The sequence below is a fragment of the Treponema sp. genome (assembly GCF_052169735.1).
Classification (GTDB): Bacteria; Spirochaetota; Spirochaetia; order Treponematales; family Treponemataceae; genus Treponema.
On sequence record NZ_JBQNBW010000015.1, the window covers coordinates 1 to 19186 of the forward strand.

Consider the following 19186-nt stretch of genomic DNA (forward strand, 5'->3'; position numbering starts at 1 on the left):
CTGAAAATATTTCCCGAAACAAGCTCTTCCCGTTTATCTGTCATAAAAACTCCTATATCCGACGATACCGTCAGGTATCAAATACCACAACTATATACAAACGGACTTCTAGTGTCAACGATGTATAACAATCTCTCTGCAAAAATATACAGCACATTATAAGATGTTTATATATGACAACTATTCGACAACGAAGTTATCGAACAGACCTATTTTATTATAGCATAACGCCTCTGAGCCAATGATCATGATATTACCTTACCAGATCTTGCCATTAGAAAGGATTATCGAGTATAGTAAGACACCCCAAAAAGAATTACCTGCTTTTGAGGTCATTGATATAGTACGGGTATTTTAAAACTGAAATTTTCAACGAAGCCGCTATTTTGAAAGATTATGTTTACAAAAGATTTTGATTTTGAACTTCCTAAAGAGCTCATTGCTCAGCATCCTACCGCAGAACGGGGGAATGACCGATTATTAGTACTGAATAGACAGACAGGGACTTTAACCGATGCCTTCTTTTCTGACCTTCCAAGTCTATTGCCGCCGGATTGCTTGATGGTGTTTAATAATACTAAGGTACGCCATGCACGAATATATGCCCATAGTGGGGAAGCAGAGGTGGAGTTTTTGCTAATCGAACCGCTCGATGAAGGGTTTGTATGGAAGGTTCTGGTAAAGCGAGCAAAACGGCAGCGGGAAGGGAAACAATATACCTTCTCCGACGGCACCTGTGCCGTTCTGATACCCCCGCCTTCCCTTGATGCAGCGGATACTGATTGCAAATATGTCCGTTTTAACCGCTGCATCGATGACCGTTGGCTGGAAGTCAACGGTCATATCCCGCTGCCTCCGTATATCAAGCGCGGCGGCACAGATGAAGATGCGGCACGGTATCAAACTGTGTATGCCGCAACTATAGGCTCGATAGCGGCGCCAACCGCGGGACTTCATTTTACCGATACCGTATTGCAGGCATTAGACACGCAGCATATTGCACGTACCACTATCACACTTCATGTTGGACTCGGAACCTTTCTCCCAGTGCGGACTGAGGTAATAGAAGAACATGCAATGCACACCGAAAAATTTTTTATTTCCGATGAAACAGCCGACATGGTAGAAAGTGCGTACCAAAGCGGTAAAACGGTTTTGGCGGTAGGGACTACTTCAGTACGCACCTTAGAATCAGCATGGAATGCCGAAACACAACGCTTACAACGGGGCGCTGCGTCAACCAATATTTTTATCTATCCAGGTTTTACCTTCGGTCCTACCGGCGCGGTGTGTGAACATTAACCCGCCGCACGCATAACCCTTCCGGCATTCGATGATAGAAGCGCTGGAAGGGAACAAAGCTGTTCGGTATGGTTTATCAGATTGTTAGACAGTTTGAACAGTTCTGTTCCTCAAGATGTAATAATAAAATGCAATCAATAACCCCTGCGCAGCATGTGAACATTAACCTTCCGCACGAATAATAACACAAAATATATATCTTTTAGTAGTATTCCAATGTAATAATAATTCTGTAAAAATATGTTGAAAAATCAGTTGACACTTTAAGGGGGGGGGGGGTATAATGGAAGAAACTTTTTAAGGAGGCTTTTATATGAAAAGCACAAAATTAAAGATTGGGTTTCTTCTTGCTGTTTTAACCGCAGTGATACTTGCCGGCTGCAAACCGATCACGAAGAGTGATTTGCAGAAAGAGTTCGGTCTACCAGACCGCGAACAAAGGAAAGCATCGCTGGTAGAAAGCATGAAACGGGACGCATGGAATAATTTTTATAACAAAGAAACTTACGATAGTTCTGTTTCGTCTTACCCTCAACCTAAAATAGGAATCAATTATGAAGATTTGATGGATAAAGATGTAACCGCAGATACTATCAAAACCCAAGTGAAGAAATGGAACGAAGATAATGAGAAGAAGAATGCTACGCCGCAGGATAAATTTAATAAGAACATTCGGCTGTATGCCCAATTAACCTATAAGGGCAGTGGAGAAAAGAAGAGTAACTATGCAGGAAAAAAACTCGATGAAGTAAAGAATGCATTCTCACAGCAATTTGATATTGCTATTGTCGGTGATATCGAGGCATATCTCAATAAGTACGGACAGCATGGCATTAGATAAAATAATCGGATAGTATAGAGCTGCCTTGATACTATTGTACAAGGCAGCTCTATGGCGCCTGTCGGCAAAATATCACTACTGCGTAGAACCGCCGGCAACGGTGTAACAATATAAAGACTTATCAAACTAACTTATTATCGGCTTTGTATATCCCCATCTTCTTTATTTATCATTTTCCAATGTGTAGAAGCGTAAATCTTCACTCTTGTTTTTTTAGTAAAAAACAGATACCATGAAAGAACTGTTTTTGAAAAAGAGGAACCTCTGAAAACATCAGACCTATCGTATAAGGATTGTAAAACATTATGCCTCAGCTGTATATTCCCGAAGAGTATCACCCTATTTTAACCGTTAAAGAAACGGAGCAGGCGATTATCCGTATTAAAAATTTTTTCCAGCTTATGCTGTCGACCCGTTTGAATTTAACACGGGTTACCGCTCCGCTGTTTGTGCCGCGGGGAAAGGGTTTGAACGACGATTTAAACGGCATCGAGCGGGCTGTGCACTTTCCGGTAAAAGATATGAATGAACAGGAGATGGAAATTGTCCATTCACTGGCAAAGTGGAAGCGGGTTAAACTCGCCGAACTGGAGCTGCACCCCGGTTTCGGTATTTATACCGATATGAATGCAATCCGTGCCGATGAAGAACTCGATAATATTCACTCGCTCTATGTTGACCAATGGGACTGGGAGCTTATTATGGAAGAAAATGAACGCTCTCTTGATTTTCTCAAGGCAACGGTAGAAAAAATATATGAATGTTTAATCTGTACCGAATTTTTTATTTATGATAACTATCCCGGCATTAAGCCTATCCTTCCTAAAAAGATAACCTTTATCCATACGGAAGACCTTGCGGCACAGTATCCTGACCTGTCAGCAAAAGAACGGGAACGGAAATGTACTCAAGAGTATGGGGCTGTTTTTTTGATCGGCATCGGCTATCCTTTGGCAAATGGAGCACCGCATGACGGACGCGCACCCGATTACGATGACTGGATCACAGAAACAGCCGGAGGGAAACACGGCTTGAACGGGGATCTATTGGTGTGGAATCCTCTATTGCAGGATGTGCTTGAGCTTTCATCCATGGGGATTCGGGTAAGTCCAGCAACATTACAGGAACAGCTTGTAGCCCGCGGCTGTACGGAACGGGCATCCTTGTTTTTTCATTCAGCATTGCTCAAAGGGCAGCTGCCGCAAACAATCGGCGGCGGTATCGGACAATCGCGGCTGTGTATGTTCTTCTTACGGAAAGTACATATCGGCGAAACACAGGTTTCGGTATGGCCGGATAAAATGCGGGAACACTGTACAAAGCGCGGAGTTCCGCTGCTATAAATAGATCTATTCGATAACTGTGTTATCAAATAGATCGGTGAGTTCTAAATCGTGAAAATAGCACGATTTAGAACATCGTATTTTGAGGTGGTCTGTTCAGAAATGGAAGTTTCCGAACAGGTTTAATGAACTGAGCTGTAAAGCAACTGCATCGGCTCACGTAGCGAAAAGATGAGACAGCTCGAAAAAAAACGGTGTTCTCGAGCTGCCCAGAGATAAGATAGGAGGCAATAACATGGACATTCGGCATTCAGTTGAAGCATTTTTAGGACGGCATAATTTTGATTCACGGGGACCTGCCGTCAACACTATTATAGATACCCTGCTGTACGACATGGAAGAGGGGCTAAAACAGGATCCGCTGATGCCTCCCGGCAGCGGTCCCGCCCTGGATATGATTCCCACGTGGCTGATGCCTCCGTCACAGCCGCCAAAAAACAAATCGGTTATCGTAATCGACGCGGGGGGAACCAATTTCCGCTCATGCTTGGTTACCTTCGATGAAAACAGCATCCCGTCTATTTCTCAGCTCGACCGCCGTCCGATGCCTGCTACCGACCGTGTGTACACAAAAGCGGAATTTTTTGAAACCATCGCTTCTTATCTTGATCACGTAAAGAATGCAGCGGATTCCATCGGTTTTTGCTTTTCGTATGCCATGAAGATTACCCCGTCAGGCGATGGCGAAGTTTTGCAGTTTTCAAAAGAGGTAAAAGCGCCGGAGGTAATCGGCTCCCTTGTTGCAGAAAACCTTGAAGCAGCACTCCGCGCACGCGGTTGGAACAAGCTGAGCCGGATTGTTATGCTCAATGATACTACCGCGGCGCTCCTTGCCGGTGCTTCTACCGCAGTGAACGGAAAACGGTATGATTCATATATCGGCTTTATCCTTGGGACAGGTATGAATGCTGCATACATCGAATATCAAAAGATACCGAAAATTGCAGGAATTGCCGGGGCTGTTGAGTTACCCGCACAGATTGTTGTCTGCGAATCCGGTAAGTCGAATAAGCAGCCGCGGAGCCGTTTTGATGAAGCATTTGCCCAAAAAACCGACAAGGCACTCTTGTTCTGGTTTGAAAAGATGTGCTCCGGAGCCTATCTCGGTCCCGTTGCTTCGATTATGATTAGGGAAGCTGCTGCGGAACAGCTCTTTTCTCCGGCAGTAACTAAAGCCTTTAAAACAATGCAGGATGTACCGCTCATTGATATAGACCGCTTTTTGTCGGCTCCGTATTCCGATCAGACAAAACTCGGCGCCATGCTGGCAGGAGGCTCTGATGCAGACCGGGAAACATTATACCGGCTCTTGGATGCATTGGTGATGCGGACAGCGCGGCTTGCTGCCGGAAATATTGCTGCCGCAGTTATTAAAACCGGAAAGGGGAAAAACCCCGCCTTGCCGGTGTGCGTCTTAGCGGAAGGAACGACCTTCCTTAAAACACATAACTTGCGTAACATGGTGATGCGGCACTTATACGCAGTGTTGACCGAAGAACGCGGTATTTATTTTGATATTGTTTCACTTGATCATGCCGTAACATTCGGTACCGCTATCGCCGGCTGTATTTAGGGCATACTGAAGGTTTAGCCGCTGGGGTTTACTATTTTATAGAACGAGTGATGAGAATGGAAAATGCAGAAGTTTTTTATTTAGCAAAGATCGGCGAGATCAATCTGAAAAAGGGAAATTTAAAGGAGTTTGAACGCCGGCTTGCACAAAATTTTAGAGCATATTTCTCCGGAAAGGTACCGAATGTACAAGTCCGTGCCGGGAGAATGTATGTGCGGGCAGATGCAGAGCTTGCAGCACATATTGAAGCGGCTCTTGCGCATCTCATCGGCATCACCGGTTGGGCGCAGGTACAAACGGCAGACAAAACACTTGAAGCGATGACCGCAGCAGCTGTGGAAGAAGCCCGCGCTTTGTATGCCGCAGGAAAGCGGACATTCAAAATTGAAGCACGGCGCGCCGATAAAAAATTCCCGCTAACCTCATACGATCTTGCCCGCGAAATTGGAGGAACAATTCACACACAAGGGATTTTGACGGTTGATGTGCATAAGCCCGATGCCGTCATTAGTGTTGAGGTGCGGGAACAGCTGGCATTTATCTACGGTGTTGAACACAGGGGACAGCGCGGGCTTCCCTGCGGATGTTCAGGACGGGCGCTGCTCCTCCTCTCCGGCGGCATCGACTCCCCCGTTGCAGGCTATCGGATGCTCTTCCGCGGTATGAAGGTAGACTACATTTATTTTCACTCACATCCCTATACCTCGCCGGAAGCGCAGCAAAAAGTAGAAGACCTCGCCGGTGTTTTAGCTCGGTATGGACTCGGCGGATATATTACGGTTATCTCCTTTACAAAGGTGCAGCAGCACTTAAAGCGGACAGTGCCCGAAGCCTATTTGACCCTGCTTTTGCGGATGTGTATGATGAAAACCGCCGAAATGCTGGCACGTAAGATCAATGCACAATGCCTTGTTACGGGAGAAAGTCTAGCGCAGGTTGCGAGTCAGACGATAGAAAACCTGACCATTACAGATAGCTGTGCTCAGCTTCCCATCCTGCGTCCGCTTATCGGTATGGATAAAGAAGAAATCATCCAAACCGCGCTCGATATCGGCACATACCAAACATCAATCCTGCCGTATGAGGACTGCTGCGTACTCTTTTCCCCTCGCCATCCGGTACTGCACACCAAACAGCAGGACGCAGAGGATATTTTTTCCCGCATTGAGATTGACCAGCTCCTTGCAGAGGCATTTGAGCAACGGGAAACAAAGAAAATTGAATGGGCATTACCGGTACCCGCTGCCGACTAAAATCAGCCAAATCAGATAGGAAAGAATATAATGTATAAAAAAATACTGGTGTTAATGTTTCTAATACTTAGCGTTAAGCTGTTCGGAATGACTGCTGATGAGGCATATCCTGAAATTGAGCAGATATTTGCATCAATACCGGCATCACCCGGTACTTTGTATACCGTAACCGATCATGATATGGCTGTGATACTCAATAAAGCTTCCGATCTACAAATTAACTTGTTCGGATTGATTGATTGCGTATACCGCTATGCCAAACCTTTAAAAAAACGGATTGAGCTTCTTGGAACAACCCTACAGAAAGCACAAGAAACCTTCAACTACGGCGGCTATCCCATGGATGTACTGTTGCCGATAGAGCGGATTGTAAAAATCGAAATAGGAGCTTCATTGAAAACGGGACAAAATCCGCTTGATATAACATTGAACGAGCCGTATAGTGTGTATATCGAAGTCGCAACCGCAATTTATGATATACACTGCGGCTTTACCAAAATGGAGCCGCAAACCTTTTTGGAATCCTATGGTATGTACATGAAAAAATGGAATATTACAAAACCGATTTGGAAAATATATTTAGGCCCGGCAAATCTCGGCTCCGTGTATGCCGAAGGTTTTGCTTTTATCTCGAAAAAATTTGAATTTAACAGCATCAGCCGCCTTGAACCGGAAGCATAGCCCCACATATTTTATGCAATGAACAACCCCGGCGCAGCGCGTGAGCATTACCCCTCCGCTCGAATCAACTTAAATACTCGAATCCTGCGTATTTTATGATTTAATGCACTGCATCGCCTGCACCGACACGAATACTACAGCCTGCATTGCATGTTTTTTCATTTTATGGCATATAAAAAGGCATGACTTCAATTATTTCATGGAATGTGAATGGCATCCGGGCTGCAGAGAAAAAGGGCTTTTTAGAGTGGCTTGCACGCGAAAGCCCCGATGTCCTTTGTTTGCAGGAGACGAAAGCGCGCAAAGAACAGCTTACCGCACAGCTTGTTTCTCCTGCATGGTCAGGCGGAACCTATAAAACTTACTGGCAGTCAGCAAAGAAACCCGGTTATTCAGGAACTGCACTATTCTGTAAAAAGGAGCCTCTAAATGTCCGCACTATGAATATCCCTGAGTTTGATGATGAAGGCAGAGTTCTTGTTGCCGATTTTGAACAGGTATCAATTATTTCTGCGTATTTCCCTAACTCTCAGGATCATGGAGCGCGTCTAGATTACAAACTGGCATTCTGCGCTGCAATGCTTGACTTCTGTAATGCGCTGCAAAAAGAAGGGCGGCACATTGTGCTCTGCGGCGACTATAACATTGCCCATAAACCGATCGATCTTGCAAATCCAAAGGCAAATGAGCAAAATCCCGGATATCTTCCCGAAGAACGGGCATGGATGGATACTTTTACCCAAGCCGGTTATGTCGATACCTTCCGGCATTTTTGTGCGGAGCCGAATCAATATACATGGTGGAGCTACCGCTTCCATGCCCGAGAGAAAAATATCGGATGGCGAATTGATTATCAATGTGTTGATGCTGCATTTTTACCCTATTTGGTTGAATCATCTATTAAAGCTGATGTTATCGGTTCGGATCATTGCCCGATAAAACTGGTCTATAAGGATTAGGATATTGCTAAAAGCTCGGTAAGATTTTTAGAGGTTCGTAATAAAAAAACCCTGTAGGCAAAAGGAGGAAAAATCCTACAGGGCAACTGTAAAGGAGGTACATTGAATACTCATTTATTACAATGTATTGCAATATACATCTCTTAAACAGTCCAAAAAAGAAAGGTTACAAGATAAAACAATTGTTTTACATTTTTACCGTTAAAAATCAACATTCTACAAGGATACAAATAGCAGGGCGGTAACAAGAGAAACGTGCTGTTTTTCTTGCATAATGAGCAAAAGGAGGGTATGCTTTTTAATATGACGGCACAAAAACGTCTTGGAATTTTAACTTCGGGAGGAGATGCCCCCGGTTTAAATGCCGCAATTAGAGCCTTAGCCCGTACAGCAATGAACCGGTATGGGATGGAAGTTATCGGTATTGAGCAAGGATACCGCGGTTTAATTGAAAATAGATACCGTATAATGGGTGAACAGGATATTTCCGGCATCCTTCCGCGAGGCGGCACTATTTTAGGAGCTTCCCGTGAAAAACCATTTAAAGACAGTGAATGGCGTACAGCGGACGGCAGCGGTGCGGTAGAGAGCATAAAAAAAAATTACAAAGACTTACGGCTTGACTGTCTTGCGGTTTTAGGCGGTAACGGTTCACAAACCACTGCCAATCTCCTTACACAGGAAGGGCTGCATGTTATCGGTATTCCTAAAACGATTGATAATGATATTGCACACAACGATATGAGTTTTGGATTTCATACTGCGGTTGATATTGCCACCGAGGCCGTAGACCGGCTTCATACTACTGCGGCAAGCCATAACCGAGTTATGATTATTGAAGTTATGGGACATAAAGCAGGATGGCTTGCCCTCTACGCAGGGATTGCAGGAGGCAGCGACATCATTATTATTCCAGAAATACCTTATCGGATTGAAGCAATTACAGCCCACTTACAAGCACGGAAAAAACAAGGCAAAAACTTTTCTGTTATTACCATTGCGGAGGGCGCCCGTTCTTATGCTGAACGGGATATGTCAAAAAAAGCATTAAGAGAATCCCGCAAAGGGATGACAGGCTCAATCGGGTACAGGCTGGCTGCAGAAATTACGGCAGCATCAGGAGCGGAAGCCCGTGTTACCGTATTAGGATATGTGCAGCGGGGAGGAACTCCTTCGGGCTATGACCGAATTTTAGCAACCGGATTTGGAGCAGCCGCAGCAACCTTTGCAGCAAAAAACCGCTACGGAGTCATGGCTGCGCTGCAAGAAGGAATGATTAAACCGGTACCGCTGACTAAGGTTGCCGATAAAATTAAGAAAGTTCCCAAAGATCATCCGATGATTCTTACCGCATACGACATCGGTACCTGCTTTGCTGATACTGCGTATTAACTACCGAGACCGCCCTTTTTAATTTCAAAATGACTAAAGCTCATCGTAAAAGAGGAACGCCCCTGCGTCACAGAGCGTAAATCAGTGGAAAAACCAAAGAGCTTTGCCATGGGGGCTTGGGCATGAATAATATCGGCATTCGATTTTGAGTCCATACCGAGCACCATCCCTCCACGCTGTGTCATTTGGCTCATCGCATCCCCAACAAACTCTTTGGGACAGATAATATCAACATCCATAACCGGTTCAAGCAAGGCGGGAGCAGCTTTGCGGCATGCTTCATCAAAGCCCATTGCTGCTGCGGCTTCAAAGGCAAATGGGGTGGCTGTCAGCGGATCGTATTCAGCATCAAGCAGCGTAACCCCAATGTCAACACAGGGATACCCGTATTGAATGCCCGAATTAAAGGCACCCTGTACAGCATGTTCTATTGCTTCGATAATAGATTCGGGGAGAGAATGAGGCTGCGGAGTTCCTCCTGCGGCGACTTTTACCATATTGGTAAAGCGGTTCCCGGAGCCGCGTTCCAGCGGTTCAACTTTCAAGCTAAGCTGTGCCGTTTGCTCTTTACCGGCAAGAACCTTACTAAACTGTTCCGTATGCTCTGCAATCTGTGTTACCGATTCCCGATAGGTTACCTGCGGCTTACCGATCCGGGCTTCCACTTTAAAATCCTGCACCATGCGGGTAGTCAGCACATCCAAATGCAATTCACCCATGCCGGAGATAATCAGCTGTCCTGTTTCCTGATCTTCACGGCTGACAAAAGTAGGATCTTCCCGTGATAAAATCGCAAGTGTCTCCTTTAATTTATCACTTTCGGAAAGACTTTTCGGTTCGATTGCTACTGAAATAACCGGCTCAGGAAACTGCATGGACTCCAAAAGAACCGGCATTCCCTCGCTGCCGAGTGTATCACCTGTCTGTGCAATCTTTAAACCTACGAACACGGCAATATCTCCGGCTTCAACGCTCTCCATCGGCTCCGATTTATTAGAGTGCATCCGCAAGATACGACCTACCCGCTCTCGTTTTTTCTTCGCAACATTATATATCTGATCTCCAGCCTTCACCTTGCCGGAATACATCCGAACATAGCAAAGAGCACCGGCTTCACGGTCATACTGAATTTTAAATACAAGTCCGAGCGGTACACCATCAGGCTTACACGGAATAGAAATCTCCACATCTTTTTTTACTTGCATCCCCTCTGCCGGAGCAACTTCGTCCGGAGCGGGCAAATAATCTACAATAGCATCAATTAAAGGCTGAATACCGATATTGCGCCGAGAAGAACCGCACAAAAAAGGAATATACTGCTGCTTGAGTACTGCTGCACGGATTTCTTTTTTGATCAGCTCTGCAGGTATCTCTTCTCCTTCCAGCATCAATTCCGTTACCGTATCGGAGAAAGCAGACACAACATCCAGCATTTGTTCACGGTATGTTTCTGCTTGGACGCGGAGTGCATCAGAAAGCGGAGAGCGCGTATATTTTTCCCCTGCACTTTCCGCATCCCAACGGATTTCTTCCATGGTAATAAGGTCAATCACACCTTCAAAATTTTCTGCACAGCCGATCGGTATTTCAACCGGCATCACTGTGCAGCCGAATTTCTCTTTGACATCTTCAAGCGCCGCAAAAAAATCTGCCCCTACCCTATCCATTTTATTCACAAAACAGATTCGGGGAACATGATAGCGGTCAGCTTGGTGCCAAACCGTTTCCGTCTGCGGCTGTACACCGCCTACAGCACAAAGTACCGCAACAGCGCCGTCCAGAACCCGTAAAGAACGCTCAACCTCGGCAGTAAAATCCACATGACCAGGGGTGTCGATAATATTGATTTGATGATCCCGCCAATACGCCGTAGTAGCAGCGCTTTGTATGGTAATACCGCGGTCTTGTTCTTGCTGCATCCAATCCATGGCAGCTGCACCGTCATCAATTTCACCAATCCGGTGGATTTTACCCGTATAAAAAAGAATACGCTCCGTTGTTGTTGTCTTTCCGGCATCAATATGCGCCATGATGCCGATATTCCGCATAGTATTCAGCACTTACTGCTCCTTATCAATCTCATCCATTGTTGTATCGTACAGTACAACTTGATTGCGCCCATTTTGTTTGGCACGATAGAGTGCGCAATCAGCTTTATGAACCATGTCCTTAAACGAAATACTGTCGGAGGGTATATCATAGAATACACCGATACTGATCGTTGCTTGACCAACCATTTCCCGAGGATAGCGTTCATGAAGTGTTTCGACGGTTTTTCTAATCCCCTCTGCAATGGACATTGCCTTATCGGGAAGCAAGTTATACATAACAATCAAAAATTCTTCGCCGCCGTAGCGTCCGATTAAATCCGTTTCAGTACGGATCCGTTTTTTCAAATTTATACCAATTAAGTGCAGCAGATCATCACCGGCTTGGTGCCCAAACCTGTCGTTGTATTTTTTGAAAAAATCTATGTCGAACATCATTACAGCTATAGGGGTTTTGTGTTCCTGCGCCATGTGCCATATTTTAAGCCCTATAGAGTCAATATAGCGGCGGTTTCCGACACCTGTTAAGTGATCCAGCATCGAAAGTTCTTTAAGCGTAAAATTGTCTTGAATAAGCACCAACTGTTTTTCTTCCAGAAGGTTTGTATACCGCTGCAGCCAATACAATTTATGAATTTTCAGTATGATAAATAATGCAAGCCCTGCAAGGAGAATATAAAACCAAATCATCACTGGGGAGAGAAAGAAACTTGGGCGTATGATAAAAGAGATACTGTCACAGACCGCATCATGCCCTTCTGCGGCATTTTTTACGGAAAATGTGTACCTCCCCGGAGGTAGGTCCATATACCGCACATATTCCTTATCAGGAGCAACAATCCAGTCTTCATCATAGCCTATAAGTTTATATGCACAGATAGGTTTCTTTCGGCGGGAAGCATAAGGAGAAGAAAAGGAAATTTTTATATCATTTGTTCTATAACTAAACGAAAGCGGCTGTTTTTCCGTATACAGATTGAAGCGGCGCCCATCTACCGATAATTCGCGAATATTAATAGGCAGGAACTGCAATCTAAAAGCATAGAGCTTTTCTTGTGAAATTTTGAATACACCGCGATCAGTACCAAAGAAAAACAGCCCACGTTCTTTAAGAGCAATCGGAGTGCATGAAAAATAACCGTATTGACGGACGCTCGCAATATTGTACACCTGTACGGTTTCACGAGCTATATCAAACAAGTTTAAGTATTTGGGGGCGGCTATCCATAAATAGCCGTCATCTGCATCGGTAATACCGATAATTTTATTTGATGAAAGACCATCTGCTTTCGTATAGGTGGTGAATAATTCAGTTACAGGATTAAAGCAACTAATACCTCCATCGTTGGTACCGAACCATAAACACCCCGATGCATCCTCACAAAAAGAGTCAACCCTATTTGACGAAATGCCTAAGGGATTGTCTACATCATAGAGATAAGAAACAAACCCCTGCGAGTCCTGTGAAAAACGGGATAATCCTCTATTGGTTCCAACCCATAAAGTCCCCGACTTATCACGTCCGATGAAAAAAACAATATCGTTGCTTAAAGAACTACTTACCTGCTGATCATGACGATACTGCTCTATGATGCCCTTTTGAGGTGAAAAATGAATAAGACCTGCCCCATAAGTGCCTATCCAGAGGGTATTATCAAAATCAAGATAAAACGAGCGCACCAAAAAACCTGAAGCATCGGAAATATACTCATTATATAAGGCAACCGGTGTAAAATTCCCTGTATCGCCATTAAACAGATACAGCCCCTTGTTGCAGCCTACCCAGAGCCGCTCATCATCAATGGGGCAAAGAGAATAAATAATGATACCGTTTACAGTATTCTGCTCTACCGTACACTGAAATTCCTTTGGAGTAGTTTTGCTATCAAGATCGTAACGGACAAGGAAATTATTTGAAGCAGCCCAAAGATAGCGGGGACTTGCTGCAAGACAGTTAATACTGCCTTCAAGATGCGATAAGGCGGTACTATTCTTTTCGTGTTCATCGTAAAGCGGAACAGCAATATCTCCTGACAGTCGGCTTATATCAGCAACATTGAGGATACCGGCTGTCCCAACAAAGAGCATATTATGCCGGCTGATAAACAGTGAATAAATAAGGTTATTAGTCAATGCCCCCTGCACATTAGAGTCAGCTTTATAGGGAATAATAGCTTTTGTTTTTTTATTTAAAAGATAAATACCGCCGCCCCAGGTACCAGCCGCAATGTACTCATCGGTAATAAAGTTATTGTATAAGGTATAAATCCGCGAATCAGGCAGCGGATAGACCTCGTAGCTTGTCCGTGCAGGATCAATACAAACCAGTCCGACACCCCATACGGAAAGCCAATAAAGACCGCTATTTTCAATAAAGTGATAGACAACCCCATTTTTTCCGGGACAGCCTTCCGGTAAAAGAGAGCATGGTTCAAAGTCATTTTTTACTTCGTCATACTGCCATACCCCGTCATACGTTGACACATAGATAACGCCTTTAGAATCTTCACTCACTGAGCGGATGGTATTATTTCCGATAAAAGTTTTGCTTTGTTTATTGGTAAAGGCAACAACCTCTGTTCCGCAAGCATCTGTCAGCAAATATAACCCGTTGATAGTACCAATCCACATTCGCTGTTTTGAATCACGAAAGATAGCGGTTACAACATCATCACTTATGTGATAGTGCTCAATGGTATCGGTCTTTACGTCAAAACGCTCCAATCCGCCATAGGTTCCGAGCCACAGTATATCATCAGAATCCATAAAAATTGTCTGAATTTGGCTAGACCGCATGGTTGTTTTGTCAAACGGAAGGTGTTCATATTTTTGAAAAGAAATGCCGTTGTATTTAAAAAGACCGGAGTGGGTTGCAAAATACAGACAATCATGGCTATCTTGCGCAACCCCAACAACGGCATTAAAAGGAAAGAGCGTTGGTTCCGTATAGAAAGACAACGCGGTAATATCTATAGAGGATGCAAAACCGGCTGTTGCAAAAAGTATGGTAATCAACGCAATGAAATGCTTTATACAAACCCGTATTCCTACACACTTAGCAGACCGGAATAGCGGCATATCAAACTTGCTGCAACTCATTGTAAGGCATATCTCAAAAACAACGCTTTCCCAACTCAAGAGAGAGGTTTTACTGAGCGTTTGTATCTGTTGAGGCTCCTTCGGAAGCAGCAGGCGCTTGAACTTCACTTGTTTCCGCGGAAGAGCTGTCAGTAGATTCTCCTTTTTTCCACCATTCGGTTGCGGTTTCTGCCTGCTGTAGCTGAGCATCCTTTTGCAAACCGGAATCTCCGGGACTTTTATTCAGCCAAGCAAGGAAAAAGGTAACCACAAAGAACAGTGTAATCAATGTGTACGTTGCTTTTGTCAGCACATTCCCGGAACGGGAACCAAACGCTGAATTGGAACCGCCTGAGAAAAGTCCCCCTAAGCTGTCCCCTTCTTCATTCTGCAAAAGCACTAAACCGACAATCAACAAAGCAACAATAATAAAAAACACCAGCAAGGCAATACTTATACCGCTCATAAAGACTCCAAAATTTCAACAAATTACCCTCCATTATATAAAAAGAGAGAGGGTTATGCAAGACTTCAGGATTTTCTCCGATTCCTTATTTCTTTGTAATTACATCAAATCCGCAATAGGGAACCAGCGCTTCGGGAATTTTAATGCTGCCGTCTTTCTGCTGATAATTTTCGATAATAGCAACAAGCGCACGGGATACCGCAATCGCAGTACCGTTCAGCATGTGTACGTATTTGTTTTTACCGTCATCATCTTTAAACCGTACATTGAGGCGGCGAGCCTGATAGTCGGTACAGTTGGATGTCGAGGTAACCTCGCCCCATTCCCCGCCATTGCGTCCGGGCATCCACGCTTCCAAATCCCACTTACGGTATGCGGGAGCGCCGAGGTCTCCGGTACAGGTATCAACAACGCGGAAGGCAATGCCTAAACCGGTAAAGATTTCTTCTTCAATAAGACGAAGTTTTTCATGGATTGCATCTGATTCTTCGGGGGTGCAATAGACAAACATTTCCAGCTTGGTAAACTGGTGTACGCGGTACAATCCCTTGGAGAACTGACCTGCTGCCCCCGCCTCGCGCCGGAAACAATGAGAAAGCCCGCAGTACATTAACGGAAGCTTTGCTTTGTCGAGTATTTCGTCTGAGTGATAGCCGCCGAGCGTAATTTCTGCCGTAGCAACCAGACAGGTTCCTTCATCCTCTATAGTATAGACATTTGATTCGCTTCCCCGCGGATTAAACCCGATGCCGCGGAGTATTTCTTCTTTTGCAACGTCCGGAGTAATAAACGGAGTAAATCCGTGCTTGCGCAGAATGTTCAAACCGTACAGCACAAGCGCCTGTTCCAAAAATACCGCTTCGTTTTTAAGATAGTAGAACTTTACACCGGCGACCTTTGTTGCAGCGTCAAAATCGATCAAGTCAAGCGCTTCAGCCAGCTGAACGTGATCCTTAGGTTCAAAATCAAACTGAGGAATAGTACCGACCTGTTTTACCTCGCAGTTTTCCGTATCTTCCTTACCGACCGGAGCATCAGGATGAGCCATGTTTGGTATCTGTATCATTGCTGCATCAAGAGCCGCTTCTTTTTCTTTTAAAGCTGTTTCGGCAGCCGCAATTTCGGCTTTAATCGCTTTACCGGTTTCGATAAGCGCATTCCGTTCAGCAGCATCCTTTACTTTCTTCATTGCAAGGGAGTTTTCATTCCGTTTTGCCTGAAGCTCCTGCAATGCAGTTACCATCTCAGTCCGTTCATCAAAGAGGCGGACGGCAGCCTCCGCATCAGCGTGCATAGCACGGTTAACAATATTTTGTTTCACCGCTTCCAAATTATTTTTGATAAATCGATAGTCAAGCATAGCATTCCTTAAAATTCAACAGTTGAATAAAATGTGCATTTTTGAAACTGTTGAATTAGTGCGCGAAAAGCGCACATGTTTAATAAGCGATGTTTCGGCTCTGCCGAAACTCGACGGATAACGAGGCAGCCTTATTGTGGCTGCTGAAGTTATTCCAGCATTGTATGAAGTTCCGCCACTTTATGCAAGCATTTTCTTATTTTTCGATGGTCAAAGAAGCAAAAGGTAATTGTTTATCGTCTATTGACTTTTAGAACGATAATAGGAACCCCTAAAAACTCGAATTTTAGTTTCCTTGACTGTATACAATAACAAGCTTTTATACCTTAAACTTTCCCATCTCCTCCGCCAGACTTTCAATACTTTGCTTATTCTTCTGGGTAATCTCATGCACTTCCTGTACGGCATTGTTAATTTGTATAGCGCCGGAGGCTATCTCGTTTATACTTTCGGCGATGCTGCGGGTAAGACCATCCAATTTTTGCATCTCTTCTGCAACACCTTCAGCGCCATTCAGCATTTCTTCGGAACCTGTCTGCACTTCTATCGTTACGCTGCTAATACTTTTAATAGCGGTTAATACTTCCTTACTTCCGTGCTCCTGTTCCCGCATCGCTTCGGTCAGAGAAGCGCTCATTTCCTTTACCTGCTGCGCAAGGGTAAATATCGCATTAAATTTTTCTTCTACGGTTTTTGATGAGGAGGAAAGCATTTCGATTTCTCCGGTGAGCGTTTTAAGGGTTGCGGTGATCGCTCTCCCTTGCATTGCAGAATCCTCAGACAGCTTCCGAATTTCGTCTGCAACAACGGCAAAACCCTTACCCGCTTCCCCTGCATGAGCGGCCTCGATAGCAGCATTCATTGCCAAAAGGTTTGTCTGTGAGGCAATATGCTGAATAACGCTGCTGGCTTCCATCAACGAGCCGGATTCTTCGGTGATTTTCCGGGTTACAGTATTCGATGTTACAAGCGTTGCCTTGCCGTCACCGGTCGCTGTTGTGAGCCTTCTAATAACCGCGTCGGTTTTGCCAAGGGTTTGCCCGATAGAAGCAATATTCGCAACCATTTCTTCTATGGAAGAAGAAGATTGTGCAACGCTTGCAGCTTGTATTTCTATGCTATTATTCAGCTGAGTAATAGTATGGACAATTTCTTCGACGGTAGCAGCAGTTGCAGTAATGCTTGCAGCTTGGGTCATTGCTTGTTGTTTTACTCTGTTGATATTGGCACTCATTTGATGAACGGCGCTGGCAGTTTCGGTCATATTGGAAGCAAGCTCATGACCAACAGTATTCATAATCACCGTATTATGCTTTGCAGCCTGAATAGCATACCCGATTTTTTCAATTGTCCGGTTAAAATAATCTCCGATTCTTGTAATTTCCGCCGCTCCCGAAATCGGCAACCGCACCGTTAAGTCCCCTTCACCTTGCGCAATATCATATAATACACCGATAATTCTCTTTAATGGATGCAGAAAATACGCTGCTACCAGATAGCCTACACCAAGAGCAAATAGGAGAATACCGGCAATCGTGAGCAGTAAATTCCATAGCATTGCCATGGCAATCGCTTCATACTCCCGCTTTTCTATTACTGCGACATACATCCAATCGACATTTCGATTTGTAGAACGACGAGATTGAAAAATATACGGCACTCCATTAATTGTTTTTTTTAATGGCATATCCGGTGTCGTTAACAGCTCGCTTAAATCTTGTCCTAATGTTTCGAGCGACTGCCCGATGATGCGCTCGTCTTGCGGATGTGCAATAACAATGCCTGTTTTATCAGCAATAAACATATATCCGCTAATACCGATCCTGCGATTCTTGAGTAGTGTTTGCAGATACGAAAGATCAACTGATGTAGAAAAAACACCCTTAAACCGGTTGCCATCTTTTATTTTATTCGTAATTTCTATCGATATCTCATTCGCGGATGAGATATACAAATCCGACAACACTTGATCAGAGCTACTGTCTTTACATCCTTTAAACCAAGAACGAGTTCGCACATCATATCCAGCCGGACGTTCTTTCGGCGGATACATCAGAATACCGCCGTTTTTCTCTGAGGCGATGGTCATATAGATGACGGCAGAAAACCTATCAACAAACGACTTCATCATATCAAATACTTTTTTTTCTTCCGGCTCGAACAGCGCGGGATCCATTGGAATCGTTGAGCCGGTTGCGGCAGGACGAATATACGACGTTAGATGATCCGCAGCATCTTGCACAAGGCTAACCTGCACGAGAACATCATTAAGCTGCTGCAAATCGGCGATAAAATTGGAAACTTCCGTATCGATACTGTCGACAGCAAAATCAATTTGCCGATTATAGGATTCATAATTCTTATGCAAGCCGGTGAAATAATTGATTATTCCAACCGCAAGCGCTGGAATAACGGCAAATGCTGTTATAATCAAAATAGAACCGTATTTTGAAAACGATTTTCGAGTAGATGGGGAAAGGGTATGCATTATCGAGCTCCTTCTAATTGAGGGAAACAGCTTTTCTTCTGTATTGGTTACTTTATACATCTACATCAAAATGAGTGTTTCTTTATAATTTTCATCGTTTGGAATAGCCTCGAATCTAACATATTTCTTCGGCTTTTGCAAGTAAACAATAAAAGAGAACTTTACAATCGTAAGATTATCGGCTTATTCAGATTAAGAAATGATTATGGCTAGCCCGTACCTGCAAATCAGTTTTTTAAGACATCCTTGTTCCATCATGTTCTCAAGTATTTACACAAATCTTTTTACAGAGACTTAAAAATCGCTAAAAATAGAAATTTTTAGCGATTTCCTATTGCTTTAATATATTTTTTTCTCTAGTATATTATTACCTTACAACAAAGGATATTACAGTATAAGGAG

The 19186-nt window shown here is 44.2% G+C and carries 13 protein-coding genes; 8 read left to right on the top strand and 5 right to left on the bottom strand.

Annotated elements, in window-relative coordinates:
* The first annotated feature begins 396 nt into the window (after positions 1-396).
* The 8 genes from queA (at position 397) to ACTTJ8_RS03900 (ending at position 9344) form a co-directional block, all read left to right on the top strand.
* Positions 397-1302, top strand: a complete 906-nt coding sequence (queA, locus tag ACTTJ8_RS03865) for a tRNA preQ1(34) S-adenosylmethionine ribosyltransferase-isomerase QueA (protein WP_442716130.1) — start codon at positions 397-399, stop codon at positions 1300-1302.
* 313 nt (positions 1303-1615) lie between these two features.
* Complete coding sequence (locus tag ACTTJ8_RS03870) at positions 1616-2143, top strand: hypothetical protein (protein WP_442716131.1); 528 nt, start codon at positions 1616-1618, stop codon at positions 2141-2143.
* Positions 2144-2448: 305 nt separating this feature from the next.
* Entirely contained in the window at positions 2449-3486 is a 1038-nt protein-coding gene (asnA, locus tag ACTTJ8_RS03875) for an aspartate--ammonia ligase (RefSeq protein WP_442716132.1), read from the top strand.
* Between the two features lie 235 nt (positions 3487-3721).
* Positions 3722-5059, top strand: a complete 1338-nt coding sequence (locus ACTTJ8_RS03880; RefSeq protein WP_442716133.1) for a hexokinase family protein — start codon at positions 3722-3724, stop codon at positions 5057-5059.
* 56 nt (positions 5060-5115) lie between these two features.
* Positions 5116-6312 (top strand): tRNA uracil 4-sulfurtransferase ThiI, encoded by a 1197-nt coding sequence (gene thiI, locus ACTTJ8_RS03885; RefSeq protein WP_442716134.1) that lies wholly within the window; start codon positions 5116-5118, stop codon positions 6310-6312.
* 54 nt (positions 6313-6366) lie between these two features.
* On the top strand, positions 6367-6993 hold the full coding sequence (locus tag ACTTJ8_RS03890) for a hypothetical protein (RefSeq protein WP_442720366.1): 627 nt from the start codon (positions 6367-6369) through the stop codon (positions 6991-6993).
* 182 nt (positions 6994-7175) lie between these two features.
* Positions 7176-7952: an exodeoxyribonuclease III gene (locus tag ACTTJ8_RS03895; RefSeq protein WP_442716136.1), complete on the top strand. Its 777-nt coding sequence runs from the start codon at positions 7176-7178 to the stop codon at positions 7950-7952.
* Positions 7953-8255: 303 nt separating this feature from the next.
* On the top strand, positions 8256-9344 hold the full coding sequence (locus ACTTJ8_RS03900; RefSeq protein ID WP_442716137.1) for a 6-phosphofructokinase: 1089 nt from the start codon (positions 8256-8258) through the stop codon (positions 9342-9344).
* Here ACTTJ8_RS03900 and fusA read toward each other — a convergent pair.
* The 5 genes from fusA to ACTTJ8_RS03925 all read right to left on the bottom strand — a co-directional run bounded on the left by fusA (position 9341) and on the right by ACTTJ8_RS03925 (position 18784).
* Positions 9341-11404, bottom strand: a complete 2064-nt coding sequence (gene fusA, locus ACTTJ8_RS03905; RefSeq protein ID WP_442720367.1) for an elongation factor G — start codon at positions 11402-11404, stop codon at positions 9341-9343. The genes ACTTJ8_RS03900 and fusA overlap by 4 nt on opposite strands.
* Positions 11405-14470 (bottom strand): ligand-binding sensor domain-containing protein, encoded by a 3066-nt coding sequence (locus ACTTJ8_RS03910; protein WP_442720368.1) that lies wholly within the window; start codon positions 14468-14470, stop codon positions 11405-11407.
* 70 nt (positions 14471-14540) lie between these two features.
* Positions 14541-14936, bottom strand: coding sequence for a preprotein translocase subunit SecG (gene secG, locus ACTTJ8_RS03915; RefSeq protein ID WP_442716140.1), 396 nt, complete (start codon positions 14934-14936; stop codon positions 14541-14543).
* Between the two features lie 85 nt (positions 14937-15021).
* Positions 15022-16296: a serine--tRNA ligase gene (serS, locus tag ACTTJ8_RS03920; protein ID WP_442716141.1), complete on the bottom strand. Its 1275-nt coding sequence runs from the start codon at positions 16294-16296 to the stop codon at positions 15022-15024.
* Positions 16297-16615: 319 nt separating this feature from the next.
* Positions 16616-18784 carry a methyl-accepting chemotaxis protein gene (locus tag ACTTJ8_RS03925; RefSeq protein ID WP_442716142.1) on the bottom strand — a complete coding sequence of 723 codons (2169 nt, stop codon included), beginning with the start codon at positions 18782-18784 and terminating at the stop codon, positions 16616-16618.
* Positions 18785-19186 lie beyond the last annotated feature (402 nt).